This is a genomic window from Vibrio sp. V15_P4S5T153, from assembly GCF_963874485.1.
GTDB classification, from domain to species: Bacteria; Pseudomonadota; Gammaproteobacteria; order Enterobacterales; family Vibrionaceae; genus Vibrio; species Vibrio anguillarum.
The window spans coordinates 44,743-63,989 of the sequence record NZ_CAWNHR010000011.1 but is presented as its reverse complement, the minus strand read 5'-3'; the positions used below and the strand labels follow the sequence as shown (position 1 = coordinate 63,989).

The window sequence follows — 19,247 nt, the reverse complement described above, 5'->3', positions numbered from 1 at the left end:
CGAGACACAACAAGGCCCTCGCTAAGAGGGCCTTAATATCAAGATTACCGAGTGGAGATAGCTTACAACACGTCGAAGCGATCGGCGTTCATGACTTTGGTCCAAGCAGCGACAAAGTCTTTGACGAACTTCTCTTTGTTATCGTCCTGCGCGTAAATTTCAGCGTATGAGCGCAAAATGGAGTTTGAGCCAAACACCAAATCAACACGAGTCGCTGTCCATTTTGTTTTACCGCTCTTACGCTCAACCATATCGTAAGAGTTACGGCCTGTTGGCTTCCAAGTATAATTCATGTCGGTGAGGTTAACGAAGAAATCGTTAGTCAACGCCCCAACACGGTCTGTCAATACACCATGTTGACTGCCGCCATAGTTTGTACCGAGCACTCGCAATCCACCAATCAATACGGTCATTTCTGGGGCGGTCAGGCGCAATAGTTGCGCTTTATCTAACAGCATCTCTTCTGGGTTAACCACGTAATGTTTCTTTTGCCAGTTACGGAAACCATCCGCCAGTGGCTCAAGCACATCAAACGATTCCACATCCGTTTGTTCAAGCGTTGCATCACCACGTCCGGTAGTAAAAGGCACAGTAATATTAACGCCTGCCGCTTTGGCCGCTTGTTCAACACCGACGTTACCCGCCAAAACAATGGTATCGGCGATGCTAATACCCGCATCAGCAGCAATTTTATCCAGAACAGCCAACACTTTGCTGAGTCTTTCTGGCTCATTACCTTGCCAATCTTTTTGAGGAGCCAAGCGAATGCGCGCACCGTTAGCGCCACCACGTTTATCGGAACCACGGAAAGTACGAGCACTATCCCATGCGGTGCTGACCATCTCACTGATGCTTAAGCCGCTGGCCGCTATTTTTGCTTTTACTGCATCCACATCATAATCTTTACGACCTGCGGGGATGGGATCTTGCCAAATGAGATCTTCTGCCGGCACATCAGGGCCAAAGTAACGCGCTTTAGGCCCCATATCACGGTGAGTAAGCTTAAACCAAGCTCGCGCAAACACTTCAGAGAAATACGCTGGGTCTTTGTAGAAACGCTCTGAGATCTTGCGATATTCAGGATCCATCTTCAGCGCCATATCGGCATCGGTCATCATGGGGTTATAGCGAATGCTTGGGTCTTCCACATCAACCGGTTTATCTTCCTCTTTGATGTTGATTGGCTCCCACTGCCACGCGCCAGCAGGGCTCTTCGTCAGTTGCCATTCGTAGGTAAACAACAGGTGGAAGAAGCCGTTATCCCACTGGGTTGGGTGCGTAGTCCATGCACCTTCAATACCACTGGTGACGGTATTACGGCCAATGCCGCGACTGGCATGGTTATTCCAACCCAAGCCTTGTTCGTGCAAGTCCGCCCCTTCAGGATCTGGCCCTAAGTTCGCAGCGCTACCATTACCATGCGCTTTACCCACAGTATGCCCACCCGCTGTCAGCGCCACGGTTTCTTCATCATTCATTGCCATGCGCTCAAAAGTGACGCGCATGTCATGTGCGGTTTTAAGCGGGTCTGGATTACCGTCAACGCCTTCAGGGTTTACATAAATCAGGCCCATCATCACGGCAGCAAGCGGGTTTTCTAGATCGCGCTGACCGGAATAGCGGCTATTTTCTCCGCCACTTGGCGCTAGCCACTCTTTTTCTGAGCCCCAATAAGTGTCTTTTTCTGGGTGCCAAATATCTTCACGACCAAAAGCGAAACCAAAGGTTTTAAGCCCCATGGATTCATAAGCCATATTACCCGCCAAGATCATCAGATCTGCCCAACTGATTTTGTTGCCGTATTTTTGTTTGATTGGCCACAATAAGCGACGAGCTTTATCTAAGTTGGCGTTATCGGGCCACGAGTTAAGCGGAGCAAAACGCTGGTTGCCAGAGCCCGCACCACCGCGACCATCTGCAATTCGGTAAGTCCCAGCGGAGTGCCATGCCATGCGGATCATCAAACCACCGTAATGCCCCCAGTCGGCAGGCCACCACTCTTGGCTATCGGTCATTAGTGCTTTGAGATCTTTTTTCAAGGCATCAACATCCAATGTTTTTAGCGCATCGCGGTAATTAAAATCCGCCCCCATTGGGTTGGTTTTCACGTCGTGCTGGTGAAGAATGTCAAGATTCAGTGCTTTTGGCCACCAATCCATGTTCGATAGTTCAGCAGAGGTTACTCCGCCGTGCATGACAGGGCATTTACCGCCCGAATTCATACCTTTATTCTCCATTGCGTTCTCCTTGCTTCGCATTACTGCGGCTATTTAAGTGTGCTTGATTTATTCTAAAAACACTCAGCACGGTCAATATTGGCTGAACATTCACTGTATTAAATTCAAATGCAACAAAACTTAGAACAACATCATGTATATACAATAACAACGAGAGGTGATGAGCCTGCGGTCACGACTTGTTCGAAAAACCTTTTTCTTCAAAACCTTGCCACGATTATTGTTTCTGCTGCGTTCTGTACAGACTAGACAAGATGAGCATTAAACACTAATTCACTGTGGCTATTAATTTGATAGGCATCCTCTAACGCAATACGGCTAAGTTCACCCCTAAAGTCTCTCCTAACCACAGAACTTGTCCCTCAGAATGGTCATACCTATCGTCTCCAGAAACCGGATGGATTAACACGCTAAGACCTTCCCGATGTTCATCTAGCCACTCAATAAATCCGTGGCTATTGTCAGCAAGGTGTACTTCAAACATCGGCTTTAAGTGCGGGCCAACAAGCCTTGGTACTAAGCCAAACATGGCTTGTACATCATGTCGTTGTTGGGCAATTTTTTGTTGTACGCGCTGTGCTTTTGCTTGCTCTGCGAGATCAAAATAAACATGGGCATGAAACATAAAATAACTCCTCTTGATTTTTAAGCAGTGTACTACGCCAAAAGAGCATAGAAACCACAACAAATTTGCTGATGATTTTCAGCTAATTTGAAGGTACTAACCACAACGTATTCTATTTTAAGAGCCAAGAAATGGGCATTATCACACGATGACGTTGATTCAAACGAAGAACCAGCGTATTAAATAACCTCAAACTTTCGATGGTGGATACCCGCTTTGCAACCTATCAATCAACTGCTCCTCTCAATGCAGCCGTTATTGGAACAGTACGGATACCTAGCACTGATCATCAGCATCTTTTTCGAAGGGATTGGCATTCCGATGCCCGGCCAATCGCTCATGATTGCCGCGTCCATTTTGTCATCCAATGGCGTAATGAATTTCTCTCTTGTTATGATTGTATCGTGGCTAAGCTGCTTTATTGGTAATAGTTGCGGCTATCTGCTCGGCTATTATTTTGAGGGTTGGTTGGATAAAAAAGGCTATATTTCAGGGGCTAAATTTCAAAAACTGCAAAGCGCTATTCAAAAATACGGCCCGATTTGCTTAATCATCAGTCGCTTTGTTGAGGGGATGAAACAATTCATGCCATTAGCCTGCGGAGTGGCGAAAATGCCCATCAGAGTATTTTTACTGGGTAACGTGCTTGCCACCACAGTTTGGGTCGCGGTCTTTGGTTTACTCACCCATTTTGCATTTGAACATCTTCACCAAATCAGCCACTTTTATTCTGCTTACCGCTATTGGATCTGGGCAATGGCCGCTATCACTTTTATCGTTATGATTTATGCAGTATTGAAACATAGACACACTCAGCGCTGATAGCGACCTGTCTCTGACTTCATTTCCCCCCTTCTGTCATCACCACATAAAAATAAGTGCAGGGGCTAGTGATTGTGTTTCCACTCAATTTGATGTTTGATGTTGCCATTATGTGAACATTTACACCAACTCTGAATGTGCTCAAAGAACACACTAGGATGATTTAAGGAGACAACATGGACGTGATCGTCTTAGGCAGCGGCGTCATCGGGCTAACCAGCGCATGGTATTTATCACAAGCGGGCCACCGAGTAACGGTGGTGGATCGCCAATCACAAGGTGCAAAAGAAACCAGTTTTGCTAACGCAGGGCAAATATCTTATGGCTACTCTTCCCCTTGGGCTGCACCCGGCATCCCACAAAAAGCATTAAAGTGGCTGTTTGAAGAGCATGCGCCGTTGAAAATAAAACCGTCTATCGACCCACAGCTGTTGGCGTGGATGGGTAAAATGTTATTGAACTGCCAGCAGGATCGTTACAACATCAATAAAGCCCGAATGCTGGCGATTGCCAATTACAGCCGCGTTTGTTTGGCTGACCTGAATCAGCAACATAACCTGCAATATCAAGGCCGTCGGCTTGGAACGTTGCAAGTATTTCGCAGCGAAAAACAGCTACAAGCGATACAAAAGGACATCAAACTACTCGAGCAAAGTGGGATTCGTTATCAGCTTCTTGATGTCGATGGGTGCATTAAGCAAGAGCCGGGGCTTGCTCTTGTACGCGATAAATTGCGAGGTGGTTTGTACCTCCCCGACGATGAAACCGGGGACTGCTATCTGTTTTGCCAACAATTAACAGAGCTCGCGAAAAGCCGTGGGGTGCAATTTCTGTTTGATACACAAATAAAAACATTAACCACTGAAGGTAAAAAGATCATCGCTGTCCAAACCGATAAAGGTGAACTGAAAGCAGACAAATATGTCGTCGCACTCGGCAGTTACTCTACCGCTTTACTGGCGACATTGGGTATCTCCATTCCTGTTTATCCAGTGAAAGGGTACTCACTAACGCTGCCGATTGTCGACGCCGAACTGTCCCCACGTTCAACGGTAATGGACGAAACATATAAAGTGGCCATCACTCGTTTTGAGGATCGAATTCGTGTCGCGGGCACGGCAGAGTTAGCCGGGTTTGATCCTGCCTTGCCTGATGCGCGCAAAGCAACCATTGCAAAAGTCGTGACCGATCTCTTTCCTCAAGGCGGTGATTTAGCACAAGCTGAATTCTGGACAGGCTTTAGACCAATGACGCCTGACGGGACTCCGATTATAGGCTCCACTCCATTTGAAAACCTCTACACCAATACCGGACATGGAACCTTAGGGTGGACGATGGCTTGCGGATCTGGACAGCTTCTTGCCGACATTGTCAGTGAGCAAACTTGTGCTTTACCAATTCATGAGTTGAATCTCTCTCGCTACCTCATCAACTAGTTACAATAGAAAATGCTTATTATTAGCTAAACCTTAGTAGAAAGTTATTATGCATAATGATTCACCCGAGAGGATTTAATTTCCAACCTTTCGGGTGACCAACCCATATGCGCTGAAATTTTAGCCAATTCTAATTAACCCACCTATTATTTAACATTTCGTTAGCATTTTGTGTTCCTCATCACGCTAACGATTATTCACAGACAAATAAATTAACATCTAAGTTACAAAAAGATTAATATGTTGCCCACAAAGCAAACACAACACTCACCAAAACTACTAAAACAGGGAAATGCATATGCAGTCATTTGTTGATTTTCTGAATGGAATAATCTGGAGCCCGGCGCTAATTTATTTATGCCTTGGTGCGGGTTTATTCTACTCAATTGTGACCCGATTCGTTCAGGTCCGTCACTTTTTTGAAATGTGGCGACTTCTTCTTTCCGGAAAAAGCTCAACCAAAGGGATATCCTCTTTCCAAGCTTTGGCCGTTTCACTTTCGGGACGCGTCGGTACGGGTAATATTGCAGGCGTAGCCGCAGCAATTGGTTTTGGTGGCCCTGGTGCTATTTTCTGGATGTGGGTAGTGGCCTTTTTTGGTGCCGCGACTGCTTATGCTGAATCAACTCTGGCACAAATTTATAAAGAAGAAGATGAAGGTGAATTCCGTGGTGGCCCCGCTTATTACATCGAAAAAGCGATGGGACAAAAATGGTATGCATGGATCTTCGCCATTTCCACCATCTTTGCTTGTGGTGTGCTTTTACCTGGCGTGCAATCCAACAGCATTGGTAATGCCGTAGAAGCGGCTTTTGGGGCTGGCCCAATCATTGAAACGACTATCGGTAGCTTCACTTTTGCTAAGATTTTTACTGGTACCGTAGTGTCAATTATTTTAGCTTTCATCATCTTTGGTGGTGTTAAGCGTATCGCTAACTTCACACAGGTCGTGGTGCCATTTATGGCTTTGGCCTATGTGATTACTGCGTTTGTTATCATCCTGCTTAACATCAGTGAAGTACCACGTATTTTTGCCATGATCATTGGTGATGCGTTCACACCAATGGCAGGTATTGGTGCTGCGATTGGTTGGGGGGTAAAACGAGGTGTTTACTCAAACGAAGCAGGCCAAGGTACTGGACCGCACGCTGCGGCTGCCGCGAGTGTTGATCACCCAGCGCAGCAAGGTTTAGTGCAAGCATTTTCTATCTACATTGATACTCTGCTGGTCTGTTCCGCAACCGCGTTCATGATTCTGATCACTGGTGCTTATAACGTACACGGCGGCGCAGAAGGTGCATTTTTAGTACAGAACATCGCGGCGGATATTAGTGCCAATGGCCCAGTATTTACCCAAATGGCGATTGAGAGCGCACTACCGGGCGTGGGCAAACCTTTTGTTGCGTTTGCTCTGTTCTTCTTCGCCTTTACCACGATTTTGGCATACTACTATATTGCTGAAACGAATATTGCTTACATTCGCCGCACCTTTAAAGTCGATGGCCTGATGTTCCTTCTTAAAGTAGTGATCATCGCAACGGTATTCTACGGCACAGTGAGAACCGCGAACCTTGCTTGGGCAATGGGTGATGTGGGCGTGGGTTTGATGGCGTGGCTAAACATAGTCGGGATTTTGATCATCTTCTTTATGGCTAAACCAGCTATTGCAGCACTCAAAGATTATGAAGAGCAACAAAAACAAGGTGTCGATGAGTATCTTTTCAACCCAGTAAAACTCGGCATTAAGAATGCGACATATTGGGAAGGAAAATATAAACGCAAAACGGGACAAGAACCAACCGTAGAAAAAAGCTCCGTGGGTGTTGAACAACCATCATCCTAACGATTAGCTAAGCTCATCAGCAAAAAGCAATCAAGGTAAACGTAAAAAGGGTTAGCAAACGCTAACCCTTTTTCTTTTTCATCAACCCGTATTAGGCTGCGATTTCTTGTGTCGTCAACTTTTCGACAACAGCGTTTTGCGCTTTCTTTTCACCAATCGGCAAAATAACACGGCCGTATTCGTTATTCAGAACTTGAGCCATTGCAAAATAAATCGCACTTGCGCCACAGAAGATACCTTCAAAGCCGGCAATCGTGCCGATAAGCTCGCTACCAGTGAAATCACGCGCCGCTAGCAAAGCAAATAGAATGGTCAGTGAGCCGAATACCACTTGTTTAGCTCGTGGGTAGCACAATGAACCGATAAACATGAAACCAGTGAAAATACCCCACAACGCTAAGTACCAACCCATAAAATGAGCAGGGCTTGCTGGTAGTCCCATGTATGGCATGACAATCAGTCCAACCAATGTGAGCCAAAATAGACCGTAAGAGGTAAACGCTGTGGTGCCAAAAGTGTCACCACGTTTGAAACACATGATACCCACGATGACTTGACTTAAGCCGCCGTAGAAAATACCCATCGCCAAAATCATAGAGTCGATAGGGAAAAAGCCTGCATTATGGATATTAAGCAGGATAGTCGTCATGCCAAAACCCATTAGGCCTAGCGGCGCTGGATTGGCCAATTTAGTAGACATTCGCGAGTACCTTAAAAAATGTTGATAAAAATTACGCGCGGATTTTAGTGGAGTAGCACACAAAATGGAAAGAACGTTAACGGAAACTAAGATTGTAAATTTAGATACTTGATTGTTCAAAAAGAGAGCAGGACAACCGAATTCGATCGTGCTGCTCTCCTTTTGCTAAATGTTACTCTCTATTGGCAGTTTATTTCATCCCAAAACCAGTTACTTTGCGTGGGTGATTCCCATACTCCGGGGTTATTTTTAGCCATAAAACACTTTCCATTATGCGTAATTTTATCGCCATTTTTTGCAACAGTAACCCCTGCAACCCAGCTTGAAAAATCACTGCTTGGTGGCGTCGGCTCTGATGTGACGGGCGGTTCTGGCTCATTGACGACTGGCGGAGGCTCAACAGGGTCAGGTGTTGTGGGCGCTGTTGGTTCACCCGTAATAAGCTTCCAAGGATCACCTTGAGTGGGTTCATTACCTTGTGACCACCACTTAGCTTCATAAGTAGCGCCTTTATAGCTCACCTTATCGCCCGTGTTATATACCTTTGTTGCTTCCCAGCCGACAATGCCATCCACTGGTGGCTCTGGTGGCGTACCGGGATCAATCGCATCCACAACACGCACTTGGGGCCAGCTAGAATGTGAACCATAAAAGTTAGTCACACATTTTTCGTAATCACCAGCAACAAGGGCTGAATACGCGGTTTGGAAACCAACCAGTTCACATTCAAACGAGTAGCCACCTGGGCGATCAGAGTAATATTTCCAATTACCATCCCAGTTGGTATACAGCACATCCGTCGCACCGTTCAAATTTAAGCTACCGTAAGGCGTTTGCTGCCAACAGGTATTCTTTTCATCTGACTCAATCGGTATTTGATAATGATCCGCTAGCCCTTCCCAGTAGCGAATGCGATTAACCGGTTGACCTTTATCCTTATTCTGTTCACCGCACTCAATGCCACCATTGATAACGTTAATTGTGGTGCCAAAACCATAGCCAATACCGGCATCGCTTTCACGTTGCGAAGGTGTCCATGTACGGTCAATTACGTGCAACATTGCCGGTTTCGGTGCTTGAGGTGTTAAGAAAAACCAAATCGCTGAAGCTAAATTCAACCAAGAATCCGCTACTAATCCGGGGTTATTGAGTAGTACTTTGGCATCACCATCAAACATCACTTCAGAAAAAGCGCCATAGTTGAAATGATAAGAGAGCTGCTTCGCGCCTCGACCAAAATACCCTTGCCCGGCGGCGCACGGCCAACGAGCATTTTGCCAATCATTTTGGCCACAACCGGTTGTATAGCCACTTTGCCCTTCAGACCACCCCATTTCACGTACATGAACCAGTGCTTGCTGCCACTCTTCAAGCCCATTAGGGTTATCAGATACGTTGTCTTTCGCAATGTGGCCACCCGTTTCTTGTGAGAAATGAGCAAAAGCCGTCACGATGGATTTTTTACAAATTGCGTCTGAATCTCGGCCATCCGTATATTCGCCACAAAACGCGGGGAATTTGCCTATTGCCCGTAAGAAGCGCGTATAGGTGTATTCGGGAGCCGCCATTTGAGTTAAGAAATCCCACTCGTACTGTGGAAAAACTCGTTCAACACGCTTGACGTTTTCAGGGTTAGAACTTAACCCCGGTACTATTGCTTCAACAATCGCATTCGAACGCGTTTCTAGTGCTTTCGACCAGATGGCATACATAGGATCCGCTGTTTTGGCTTTTTCTGCCGCTTGTAGCTCTACTTTAGAGACAATATAACCCGCAGAATTTTCAGGGTCAGGTAAGATATTTAACGCGTAACTGTTTGCGGCTAAGACACTGCTAATCAGCACGGCTAAATGCTTTGTTTTCAACATATCAATCCCTTATTTTTTGCTTAGTGGGTACGGTGAAAATAGTATGGATAGCCGAGCCATTGTTGACAGTGAAACTTATTAATTAAATGTCAAAATGCGAGTGGTTTCATCATGATGTAAACCAATTATCGTACGGCGACATCGCCCTTTGAAGGCAAGTCGATAAATATGAAAAAGCCTCAAAAAAGCTTGAGGCTTTTAGAGTTCAATCTATTTTTCATCAGGTTAAGTGAACAACCAATGCCTCAAATTTCTCAAGCATCATCGCACCGGCAATGGCTTAGCGCACATGAGCGTGGCCAGTAAAAAAGTGATGAACTGGGCCGCGACCTTGGCCAACATCCAGCTCATCGGCATAGCCAATGGCTTGCGATATGTACTGCTTAGCCAAATACACGGATTTGTGCAGGTTATTTCCTTGAGCAAGATAAGAAGCGATCGCAGAAGAGAGCGTGCAACCCGTCCCATGGGTATTTTGGGTTGGAAAACGCTTCGCACTGAGTAATTCTGACGAAGATTGCATGATCAAAAGATCATTGCTGTTTTCATCTTGTTCTAAATGCCCACCTTTTAGCAGCACCGCCTTTGCACCCAACGCTCGTAAATCAGCCACCATACCGCTCATTTCGACTTCAGATTGAGGAACCGGCTTGCCAGTAAGTACTGCTCCCTCAAATAAATTGGGGGTAATGATGTCAGCCAAAGGGATCAACATTTCTTTTAATGTACTGATTGCCGATTGCTCAAGTAATAAATCACCACTGGTCGCCACCATCACGGGGTCTATCACAAGGCTCTTGGGTTGGTATTGCTGCATTTTTTTGGCAACGATCTTGATGATACTGGCATCGGCTAGCATGCCAATTTTAACGGCCACGATCTTCAAGTCGCTAAAGACGGCATCTAACTGGCTTTCGATATGATCAAGTGGAATGGGGAAAATGGCGGAGACGCCTTGAGTATTTTGTGAAGTAATGGCGGTAATAACGGAACACGCGAAACTGCCAGTTGCCGATATCGCTTTGATGTCGGCTTGAATGCCTGCCCCTCCACCGCTATCAGACCCTGCGATAGTGAGTACAACAGGTATGTTTAATAGCGTCGTTTCTTGTGTGTGTTTCTGTATTGGTTGTGCCATGGTCGCTCCTATGACAAGACATACAGGAACTGACTTTGACCGTGGTTGGAAAGTTCGGTAATCGAATTTACAAAGGTTAGCCGTTGTTATTCGGCTCGTGACAAAGTGCTCATAGTTCCCTACGTCAGTATTAACTGAATCAGGTTCGACGGGTCTCGAATTTCGATCTCAGCCGATGCAGAATCTGCATCGGCTCCCCGACTATTTCGCAGCAATCATAACAGGGCACTCACCGAAGGAGTACGCTTTTCTGGAGGAATTATTCCCACTCAATAGTGGCTGGTGGCTTACCTGAAATATCGTAAACCACACGAGAAATACCATTCACTTCATTGATGATACGGTTAGAAACCTTACCCAAGAACTCATAAGGCAGGTGCGCCCAATGTGCGGTCATAAAGTCAATGGTTTCCACAGCGCGTAGCGATACAACCCAATCGTATTTACGTCCATCACCCATAACGCCTACCGAACGAACAGGTAAGAAAACCGTGAAAGCTTGGGACACTTTGTTATACAGATCAGCGGTATGCAGCTCTTCAATGAAAATAGCATCGGCGCGGCGCAGCAAATCACAGTACTCTTTCTTCACTTCGCCCAACACGCGTACGCCAAGGCCTGGACCAGGGAACGGATGGCGGTAAAGCATGTTGTAAGGCAGACCAAGCTCTAGGCCAATCTTGCGCACTTCATCTTTGAAAAGCTCACGCAGTGGTTCAACCAATCCCATTTCCATATCATCAGGCAAACCGCCAACGTTATGGTGAGATTTAATCACGTGCGCTTTACCTGTTTTAGAGGCAGCCGATTCAATCACATCTGGGTAAATCGTGCCTTGCGCAAGCCATTTCGCATTTTTCAATTTCTTTGATTCTTCATCGAAGATATCAACAAACACATGGCCGATGATTTTGCGTTTCGCTTCCGGATCAGACTCACCTTGCAGTGCGTTGAGGAAACGATCTTCTGCATTAACATGAATGATGTTTAAACCAAACTTGTTGCCAAACATATCCATTACTTGCTGAGCTTCATTCAGACGCAATAGGCCGTTATCAACGAATACGCAGGTTAATTTATCGCCAATCGCTCGGTGAGCCAGCATCGCCACAACTGACGAATCTACACCACCCGATAGGCCAAGGATCACCTCATCGTCGCCGACTTGCTCTTTAATACGAGCAACCGCATCTTCGATGATAGACTCAGCCGTCCATAGACGCTCACAACCACAAACGTTGAGAACGAAATTCTCAAGCATTTTTAGACCGTTTTTGGTGTGCGTGACTTCTGGGTGAAATTGCACGCCATAATATTTTTTCTCTTCGTTCGCCATTGCCGCATAAGGACAAGTTTCCGTTTGCGCTGTTTTTACAAAATCAGCTGGAATCTGCACCACTTTATCACCGTGGCTCATCCAAACGTCTTGCGTTAGCTCAAGGTCGCTAAACAGGGCCGATTCACCCATTAGCTGTACAGCTGCATAACCAAATTCACGTTCCTCAGAACTGGCCACTTTTCCGCCCAACTGTTCAGCCATGGTTTGCATGCCATAGCAAACACCAAACACAGGTACGCCAGAATCAAACACATATTGTGGCGCACGCGGAGAGTTGGCTTCAGTCACACTTTCAGGACCACCAGAAAGAATAATGCCATCTGGGTTGAATTCACGGATGTCTGCTTCTTCAACATCCCAGCTCCACAGCTCACAATAAACACCGATTTCGCGAACACGGCGGGCAACCAGTTGTGTGTACTGAGAGCCGAAATCTAAGATCAGAATACGTTGGTCATGGATATCTTTAGTCATTTAAGGTCAATCTCAATCATTAATGTAGTGGATGGGGAGCATCACGCTCCCCATAAGCTTCAAGCTATTCGTGGTTCGTCATTAACCCAAGCGGTAGTTTGGCGCTTCTTTGGTAATTTGAACATCATGCACGTGTGACTCTTTCATACCTGCACCAGAGATACGAACAAACTCGGCTTTAGTGCGCAGATCTTCGATAGTGGCCGAGCCAGTTAAGCCCATGCTTGAGCGTAAACCACCCATTTGTTGATGAACGATCTCTTTTAGACGGCCTCGATAAGCGATACGACCTTCGATCCCTTCAGGTACAAGCTTGTCAGCTGCATTGTCAGATTGGAAATAACGATCAGAAGAGCCTTGAGACATTGCACCCAGCGAACCCATACCGCGGTAAGCTTTATATGAACGACCTTGGAACAAAATAACTTCACCCGGAGCTTCTTCAGTACCTGCAAACATGGAGCCGACCATCACGCAAGATGCACCAGCAGCAATCGCTTTACAAATATCGCCAGAAAAACGAATACCGCCATCAGCAATCACAGGAATACCGTATTGATCAGCCACTTCAGCTGCATCAGAAATCGCCGTAATTTGAGGAACACCAACACCCGTTACAATACGCGTTGTACAGATTGAACCCGGGCCAATACCGACTTTGACCGCGCTTACGCCCGCGTCAATTAGAGCTTTCGCACCGGCACCCGTTGCAACATTGCCGCCGATAATATCGAGATCAGGATAAGCGGCGCGCGTTTCACGAATACGGTTAAGTACACCTTCTGAATGGCCATGGGAAGAGTCAATCAGTAGAACATCCACTCCCGCTTCCACTAATGCTTTTACGCGCTCTTCATTGCCAGCACCGGCACCAACAGCCGCACCAACACGTAAACGCCCTTGTTCATCTTTACAAGCATTCGGTTTGCGTTCTGCTTTATGGAAATCTTTCGCGGTGATCATACCAGTCAGTTTGAATTCATCATTCACTACCAAGACTTTTTCAACACGCGCTTTGTGCATGCGCTCTTGTACATCCTGACGAGATGCGCCCTCTTTAACTGTGGCTAAGCGATCTTTTGGTGTCATGACTGCTTCAACTTTTTTTGTTAAATCAGTAACAAAGCGAATATCGCGGCCGGTGATGATACCGACAAGCTCATTGTGATCGCTCACCACAGGGAAACCGGCAAAACCATGTTTCTCTGTCAAAGCAATCACATCTTGAATGGTTGCATCAGGGCGAACTGTTACTGGCGCAGTGACTACACCCGCTTCAAAAATTTTGACAAGACGGACTTGTTCAGCCTGCTCTTCAATGGGCATATTTTTGTGGATAAAACCAATACCACCCTCTTGGGCAAGAGCGATCGCAAGGCGAGCCTCTGTCACTGTATCCATAGAAGCTGAGATCATCGGAATGTTCAGTGCGATATTTTTGGTCAGCTGAGTATGGAGATCGGCTGTGTTTGGGAGAACGGTGGAGTGTGCTGGTACGAGAAGAACATCATCGAATGTCAGCGCTTCTTTGGCAATTCTTAGCATTTGCAATATCTCACAATTAAGAGGAGTGAATAAAAGGTAAATCCAAGTTGTCTCAATTTGCCCTAATACACAATGAACAGGATAAATCGATTTGGATTTGATATTGCGGTCGGATTATACGCCCGAGGTAATCGCTTGACCACTCATTTTTTCATTTTTAATTTGCATTCCAACCCTTGATATGTATTATATTGCCGCTAATTTCCATACCCTCGTCTAGGGGATTAGCCTTGCCTTCTTTGACCAACGAAAACATCTACACTGTCTCCCGTCTCAATGCTGAAGTACGCCTGTTACTTGAAAATGAAATGGGCATTGTGTGGCTCGTTGGTGAAATATCGAACTTCTCCGCTCCGGTTTCTGGCCATTGGTATCTCTCACTCAAAGATTCTCGCGCGCAGGTAAAATGTGCGATGTTCAAAGGCAATAATCGCTTTGTGACCTTCAAACCTAAAAATGGCCAGCAGGTACTTGTTAAAGCGCGTCTTTCTCTTTATGAACCCAGAGGTGACTACCAAGTCATTATCGAGAGCATGCAACCCGAAGGGGATGGTCGTCTCCAGCAAGAGTTTGAAAAGCTGAAGATGCAGTTGGCCGCGGAAGGGCTGTTTGCACAATCCAATAAGCGCCCCTTGCCGGAAAATCCTCAATGCGTCGGAGTTATTACTTCAAAAACTGGCGCAGCCCTGTTTGATATTCTTGATGTGCTCAAGCGGCGCGATCCAAGCTTGCCCGTCATCATTTATCCTACACTGGTTCAAGGCGACCAAGCGGCCATTCAAATTGCTCAAGCAATTGGTAGAGCAAATGCGAGGCAAGAGTGTGACGTATTGATTGTGGGTCGCGGTGGCGGTTCTTTAGAGGACTTATGGTGTTTTAACCACGAGATCGTAGCGCGCACAATTGCCGCTAGTCAGATCCCAATTATCAGTGCCGTCGGGCATGAAATCGATGTGACGATTGCTGATTTTGTGGCTGACGTACGTGCCCCAACCCCCTCCGCTGCTGCAGAATTAGTCAGCCGAGACAACAGTAATAAGCGGCAAGCTTTCGCCTCATACCAGCACAAGCTACAAAATGCGATGCGCTATTACACCAGTCAACAAGCGCATCATTTACGCGCTTTGGTTCACGCGCTAGAGAAACAACACCCCACTTATCGCTTGCAGCGTCAAAGCCAGCAACTTGATGACACAGAAATGCGCCTACAGCGGGCGATACAGCGCTATATTTCGACTCAGCGTGAGCACATTGGCCAGCAATACCATCAACTGCAGTTGCATTCTCCCGTGCAAACCTTAGCGAAGCAGCAGCATCGACTAGCCAAAAGCGAGCAACGATTGCTGGACGTAATGGAGAAAAAACTCCTGCGCACAGCACACCGTTTAACGCTAGCCGCAGAGAAGCTTGACGCAGTAAGCCCATTAGCGACACTAAAACGAGGCTATTCGATCACGCGAGATAGCTCAGGCAAAGTGATTCACCGCGCTCGTGATCTAAAAACCGGCGATCAATTGATCACGCGAGTAGCGGATGGCGAAGTTTTCTCTACCGTTAATTAATCACTTAATCCTGTGCTTGAAACTCAAATCGAATCTTAGATTTTGATTTGAGCTCATTGCATGAGTTACAGAAAAAGTTTGCCGCGCCACACGCCTGCAATTTCTCCAGCTCAGAATCACACTCAGGGCAAAAACCAATTTTGTTAAAGTGATGTTTGCACTGAGTACAATGGTAACGCCCATCCCACGCCAGTGGATTTTGGCAACAAGGGCAAAGATTTTCCTGCATATTGATCCCATCTCTCTTTGTGTCTTTCACATAACATCTCTCACATAGTGTGATTTTGGTAGATGTTTTATATCGTTCGTTTTAATAGATAGCTCGTTTGCGTAGATAGTTCGTGCATGTGATAGCCGACACTTCATCAAACGGCATGTATGGTCTCGGATTATCGAGAGTTCAGCTTTGATCTCTATCACAATACCTTTAGGCTCACCAACCATCTCATACACATTAGGCTATGATCGATAAAAGATCTCAGCCTGATCATTTGCTTTATCTGCTCCGTTCAGCGATCTACTCTCAAAAGAACATTTATATAACCACACACCGAAAGCATAAGTTACATATTCTGCATATGGATTTATAACGATATAAAACTCCACTTGATAGCTAATAAATCAAAAAAACCAGAATATATTAAAATGATCTTTTGGCGAAATGTTCTACTCATTTTGTTTGATACTTATACAAAGCAGCAACGTTGCCATGCTCTGTTTTTCACTCAATCATTTTGGCACTGCACTTCATTTTCAGACCGCCACGTTAGTGAAGCTCTATTGCCAATGATAAATTTTAGGCAAAAAAATACCCAAGTCTAAGCTTGGGTATTTCAGTTATGAGGAAGGCTACTTGCTGCGTCCTTTCATCATCGTCATTAAGCGTTTACGTTTACGCTCTTGAGATAAGGTCAGCTTATTCACTTTTCCTTCAAATGGGTTATCACTGCTTTGGAACTGGATACGAATAGGCGTACCCATGATTTCTAAAGACTTACGGTAATAATTCATCAAATAACGTTTGTAAGAATCTGGCAGCTCATTCACCAAGTTACCGTGTACAACGATAATCGGCGGGTTATAACCACCTGCGTGAGCGTATTTAAGTTTTACGCGGCGGCTACGAACCATAGGCGGTTGGTGATCATCGGTTGCCATTTTAAGAATGCGAGTCAATACCGATGTACCAACACGTGTTGTCGCCGATTTATACGCTTCTTGAACCGATTCAAATAGATGACCAACACCTGTACCATGCAATGCAGAGATAAAGTGGATACGAGCAAAATCGACAAAGCCTAAACGGCGATCGAGCTCTTTCTTGACACGTTCTTTGACGTCGTTATCGAGCCCATCCCACTTATTGACTGCAAGCACTATCGAACGTCCGGCGTTTAGTGCAAAACCTAGCAGGCTAAGATCTTGATCTGAGATATTCTCACGAGCGTCAATGACTAACAGAACAACGTTTGCATCTTCAACGGCTTTTAAGGTTTTGACGACCGAGAATTTCTCAACCGTTTCGTTAATGCGAGTACGACGACGCACGCCAGCAGTATCAATCAATACATACTCGCGCTCATCACGCATCATCGGGATGTAGATGGAGTCTCGCGTCGTTCCGGGCATGTCGTAAACCACAACACGCTCTTCACCGAGAATGCGGTTGGTGAGTGTCGATTTACCGACATTCGGACGGCCAATGATCGCCAGTTTTATCGGCTGATCTTGCAGACGTTTGTATTCAGCTTCGGCTTCTTCTTCGGTGTAATCTAACTTTTCTTCTTCGGCATCTTCAAAGTCGGTTAGATCTTCGATTTCGCCTTCGGCCTGCTCTATCATTTCTTCAGCAAGTGGATTCAAAGCTCGGTCGATAAGGATCCCAACACCACGGCCATGAGCGGCAGCAATTTGGTACATTTGATCAACGCCCAATTGCCAAAACTCAGCGCTTGCAGCATCAGCGTCAATGCCATCCACTTTATTCACGACCAAAATAGCGCGCTTTTCAATTTTACGCAGATGTTGGGCGATCATTTCATCAGCCGCCGTTAAACCAGCGCGACCATCAACCATAAATAGCACAACATCAGCTTCATCAATCGCGGCCAATGACTGTTGAGCCATTTTCGTTTCTACACCCTCTTCACTACCATCAATACCGCCGGTATCGATAACAATGAAGTCGTGCTCACCCAATTTAGCTTGGCCATATTTACGGTCACGCGTTAAACCGGGGAAATCCGCCACCAACGCATCGCGAGTGCGAGTTAATCGGTTAAACAACGTAGATTTACCGACATTGGGGCGCCCAACAAGAGCAACAACAGGAACCATACTAACCTCTACAATATTTTCTCTTATGTAGTTATAGGTAAACACTTGCTAGCAAGCATTAAATTTTTACCTATAACCACATCTATTTATTCAATAAAACGGCCCCTAACTGTTACCAGCCAGGAGCCGAATGTGAATTATATCACGATTTATTTTTTAATCGTCAGTTTCTTTACATTGCCATTACGGGTGATGCTGACATAGCCATCGTCGACAGCGAGAGGACTCACCGCAAAACCACTCTTATCAACCAATTGTTGGGCAACGAATTCGCCACTGCTACGATCAATCCAATGTAGATACCCTTCACTGTCACCTAGCACAAGGTAGCCATTGATAATCGCTGGTGCAGTTAACAAACGATGTTCAAGCTGTTTGTTGCTCCAAAGTTCGGTACCACTTCTTGTATCCACAGCCACCACATGATCTTTGTCGGTCACCACAAATAATCGGCCACCATCGCTAGCCATGTCTGTTGCTGAAGAGTAATTCCGCTTCCAAGCTGGTTTGCCCGAACGCAGATCAATGGCGATCAACTGGCCATTAAAACCCACCGCATACAGCATGCCGCCAATCACGACAGGTGAGGCATCAACATCGACTAGGCGGTCAATTTCAGTGGCACCTTTAGGCATGCCAATTGGTTGCTGCCAAATCAACTGACCACGCTCAACGATCGCGGCAGCAAGACGGCCACCTGAGGTTCCCCAAAAAACACCGCCCGATACCGCAACAGGTTTGCTGTCGCCTCTCAACGTTAAATTAGGAACTTCAGTACTGATGGTCCATTTTTGCTCACCCGTCGCTTGGTCTAAACTCACCAAAGTACCACGACTGGTATTAACAATGATCATGTTCGCATCTGCAGCCGGAGCTGCTAGCACTTCACCATCGACTTTAACTTGCCATACAAGCTCACCCGTAGCTTCATCAAGCGCAGTGACTAAACCGTTTTCACTACCAATGTAAATTTGGCTATAGGCCGCCGCTATACCGCCGGATAAACGCATGGTGCCATCTTGTTCAAGATCGGTTTTCCACAGCTCTTTACCCGTTTTAGGGTTCAAGGCTTTCACCAAACCATCACGGCTAGCAATAAACACTTTGTCGTAAGCGTATTCTGGAGATAACTTTGAGAAGTAATGCCCTACGCCATCACCAATCGATGTGCTCCACTGAGTTGTAGGCGTAAATTCACTCGTTACCATTGGCACAGGAGCCATGATAATGGTGTCTTCTTCACTAGCACACCCTGCAAGTGCTCCAAGCACAACGGCAGAAACGAGCACTTTGTTGAACAACTTTTTCATCAACTTGTGCC

The 19,247-nt window shown here is 46.0% G+C and carries 14 protein-coding genes and 1 riboswitch; of the genes, 4 read left to right on the top strand and 10 right to left on the bottom strand.

Annotated elements, in window-relative coordinates:
- Window positions 1-62: 62 nt before the first annotated feature.
- Window positions 63-2,237: a catalase/peroxidase HPI gene (katG, locus tag AACT42_RS02140; RefSeq protein WP_017047941.1), complete on the bottom strand. Its 2,175-nt coding sequence runs from the start codon at window positions 2,235-2,237 to the stop codon at window positions 63-65.
- A 304-nt stretch (window positions 2,238-2,541) separates the two neighbouring features.
- Window positions 2,542-2,862: a DOPA 4,5-dioxygenase family protein gene (locus AACT42_RS02135; RefSeq protein WP_017046265.1), complete on the bottom strand. Its 321-nt coding sequence runs from the start codon at window positions 2,860-2,862 to the stop codon at window positions 2,542-2,544.
- Between the two features lie 216 nt (window positions 2,863-3,078).
- On the opposite strand from AACT42_RS02135, the gene AACT42_RS02130 reads away from it, so the two are divergent.
- The 3 genes from AACT42_RS02130 to AACT42_RS02120 all read left to right on the top strand — a co-directional run bounded on the left by AACT42_RS02130 (window position 3,079) and on the right by AACT42_RS02120 (window position 6,963).
- Window positions 3,079-3,684: a DedA family protein gene (locus AACT42_RS02130; protein ID WP_019282098.1), complete on the top strand. Its 606-nt coding sequence runs from the start codon at window positions 3,079-3,081 to the stop codon at window positions 3,682-3,684.
- A 176-nt stretch (window positions 3,685-3,860) separates the two neighbouring features.
- On the top strand, window positions 3,861-5,120 hold the full coding sequence (locus tag AACT42_RS02125; RefSeq protein WP_017046262.1) for a D-amino acid dehydrogenase: 1,260 nt from the start codon (window positions 3,861-3,863) through the stop codon (window positions 5,118-5,120).
- Between the two features lie 298 nt (window positions 5,121-5,418).
- Window positions 5,419-6,963: an alanine/glycine:cation symporter family protein gene (locus AACT42_RS02120; RefSeq protein ID WP_094131641.1), complete on the top strand. Its 1,545-nt coding sequence runs from the start codon at window positions 5,419-5,421 to the stop codon at window positions 6,961-6,963.
- A 91-nt stretch (window positions 6,964-7,054) separates the two neighbouring features.
- Here the strand turns inward: AACT42_RS02120 and AACT42_RS02115 are convergent, their stop codons facing one another.
- The 5 genes from AACT42_RS02115 to guaB all read right to left on the bottom strand — a co-directional run bounded on the left by AACT42_RS02115 (window position 7,055) and on the right by guaB (window position 14,027).
- Window positions 7,055-7,663 carry an acetate uptake transporter gene (locus AACT42_RS02115; RefSeq protein ID WP_010320388.1) on the bottom strand — a complete coding sequence of 203 codons (609 nt, stop codon included), beginning with the start codon at window positions 7,661-7,663 and terminating at the stop codon, window positions 7,055-7,057.
- Between the two features lie 179 nt (window positions 7,664-7,842).
- Complete coding sequence (locus AACT42_RS02110; RefSeq protein WP_094167918.1) at window positions 7,843-9,531, bottom strand: chitinase; 1,689 nt, start codon at window positions 9,529-9,531, stop codon at window positions 7,843-7,845.
- Between the two features lie 280 nt (window positions 9,532-9,811).
- Window positions 9,812-10,669 (bottom strand): bifunctional hydroxymethylpyrimidine kinase/phosphomethylpyrimidine kinase, encoded by an 858-nt coding sequence (gene thiD / locus AACT42_RS02105; RefSeq protein WP_094132388.1) that lies wholly within the window; start codon window positions 10,667-10,669, stop codon window positions 9,812-9,814.
- Between the two features lie 99 nt (window positions 10,670-10,768).
- Window positions 10,769-10,879: riboswitch (TPP riboswitch) on the bottom strand.
- A 49-nt stretch (window positions 10,880-10,928) separates the two neighbouring features.
- Window positions 10,929-12,482 (bottom strand): glutamine-hydrolyzing GMP synthase, encoded by a 1,554-nt coding sequence (gene guaA / locus AACT42_RS02100; protein WP_094132390.1) that lies wholly within the window; start codon window positions 12,480-12,482, stop codon window positions 10,929-10,931.
- Between the two features lie 81 nt (window positions 12,483-12,563).
- Window positions 12,564-14,027 (bottom strand): IMP dehydrogenase, encoded by a 1,464-nt coding sequence (gene guaB, locus AACT42_RS02095; RefSeq protein WP_026028100.1) that lies wholly within the window; start codon window positions 14,025-14,027, stop codon window positions 12,564-12,566.
- 230 nt (window positions 14,028-14,257) lie between these two features.
- On the opposite strand from guaB, the gene xseA reads away from it, so the two are divergent.
- The gene (xseA, locus tag AACT42_RS02090; RefSeq protein WP_094132392.1) at window positions 14,258-15,589 is read left to right on the top strand and encodes an exodeoxyribonuclease VII large subunit; all 1,332 of its coding nucleotides are present in this window, start codon (window positions 14,258-14,260) and stop codon (window positions 15,587-15,589) included.
- Between the two features lie 4 nt (window positions 15,590-15,593).
- On the opposite strand, the gene AACT42_RS02085 is transcribed toward xseA, so the two are convergent.
- The 3 genes from AACT42_RS02085 to bamB all read right to left on the bottom strand — a co-directional run bounded on the left by AACT42_RS02085 (window position 15,594) and on the right by bamB (window position 19,236).
- Window positions 15,594-15,818: a zinc ribbon domain-containing protein gene (locus AACT42_RS02085; RefSeq protein WP_202599510.1), complete on the bottom strand. Its 225-nt coding sequence runs from the start codon at window positions 15,816-15,818 to the stop codon at window positions 15,594-15,596.
- Between the two features lie 620 nt (window positions 15,819-16,438).
- Window positions 16,439-17,926: a ribosome biogenesis GTPase Der gene (gene der / locus AACT42_RS02080; protein ID WP_094132395.1), complete on the bottom strand. Its 1,488-nt coding sequence runs from the start codon at window positions 17,924-17,926 to the stop codon at window positions 16,439-16,441.
- A 149-nt stretch (window positions 17,927-18,075) separates the two neighbouring features.
- Entirely contained in the window at window positions 18,076-19,236 is a 1,161-nt protein-coding gene (gene bamB, locus AACT42_RS02075) for an outer membrane protein assembly factor BamB (RefSeq protein WP_094132397.1), read from the bottom strand.
- Window positions 19,237-19,247 lie beyond the last annotated feature (11 nt).

Coding starts and splice junctions, on each gene's coding strand:
- guaA (WP_094132390.1), bottom strand. CDS start 12,482: ATGACTAAAGATATCCATGACCAACGTATTCTGATCTTAGATTTCGGC.
- der (WP_094132395.1), bottom strand. CDS start 17,926: ATGGTTCCTGTTGTTGCTCTTGTTGGGCGCCCCAATGTCGGTAAATCT.
- AACT42_RS02120 (WP_094131641.1), top strand. CDS start 5,419: ATGCAGTCATTTGTTGATTTTCTGAATGGAATAATCTGGAGCCCGGCG.
- katG (WP_017047941.1), bottom strand. CDS start 2,237: ATGGAGAATAAAGGTATGAATTCGGGCGGTAAATGCCCTGTCATGCAC.
- AACT42_RS02135 (WP_017046265.1), bottom strand. CDS start 2,862: ATGTTTCATGCCCATGTTTATTTTGATCTCGCAGAGCAAGCAAAAGCA.
- AACT42_RS02110 (WP_094167918.1), bottom strand. CDS start 9,531: ATGTTGAAAACAAAGCATTTAGCCGTGCTGATTAGCAGTGTCTTAGCC.
- guaB (WP_026028100.1), bottom strand. CDS start 14,027: ATGCTAAGAATTGCCAAAGAAGCGCTGACATTCGATGATGTTCTTCTC.
- AACT42_RS02085 (WP_202599510.1), bottom strand. CDS start 15,818: ATGCAGGAAAATCTTTGCCCTTGTTGCCAAAATCCACTGGCGTGGGAT.
- AACT42_RS02115 (WP_010320388.1), bottom strand. CDS start 7,663: ATGTCTACTAAATTGGCCAATCCAGCGCCGCTAGGCCTAATGGGTTTT.
- bamB (WP_094132397.1), bottom strand. CDS start 19,236: ATGAAAAAGTTGTTCAACAAAGTGCTCGTTTCTGCCGTTGTGCTTGGA.
- AACT42_RS02125 (WP_017046262.1), top strand. CDS start 3,861: ATGGACGTGATCGTCTTAGGCAGCGGCGTCATCGGGCTAACCAGCGCA.
- thiD (WP_094132388.1), bottom strand. CDS start 10,669: ATGGCACAACCAATACAGAAACACACACAAGAAACGACGCTATTAAAC.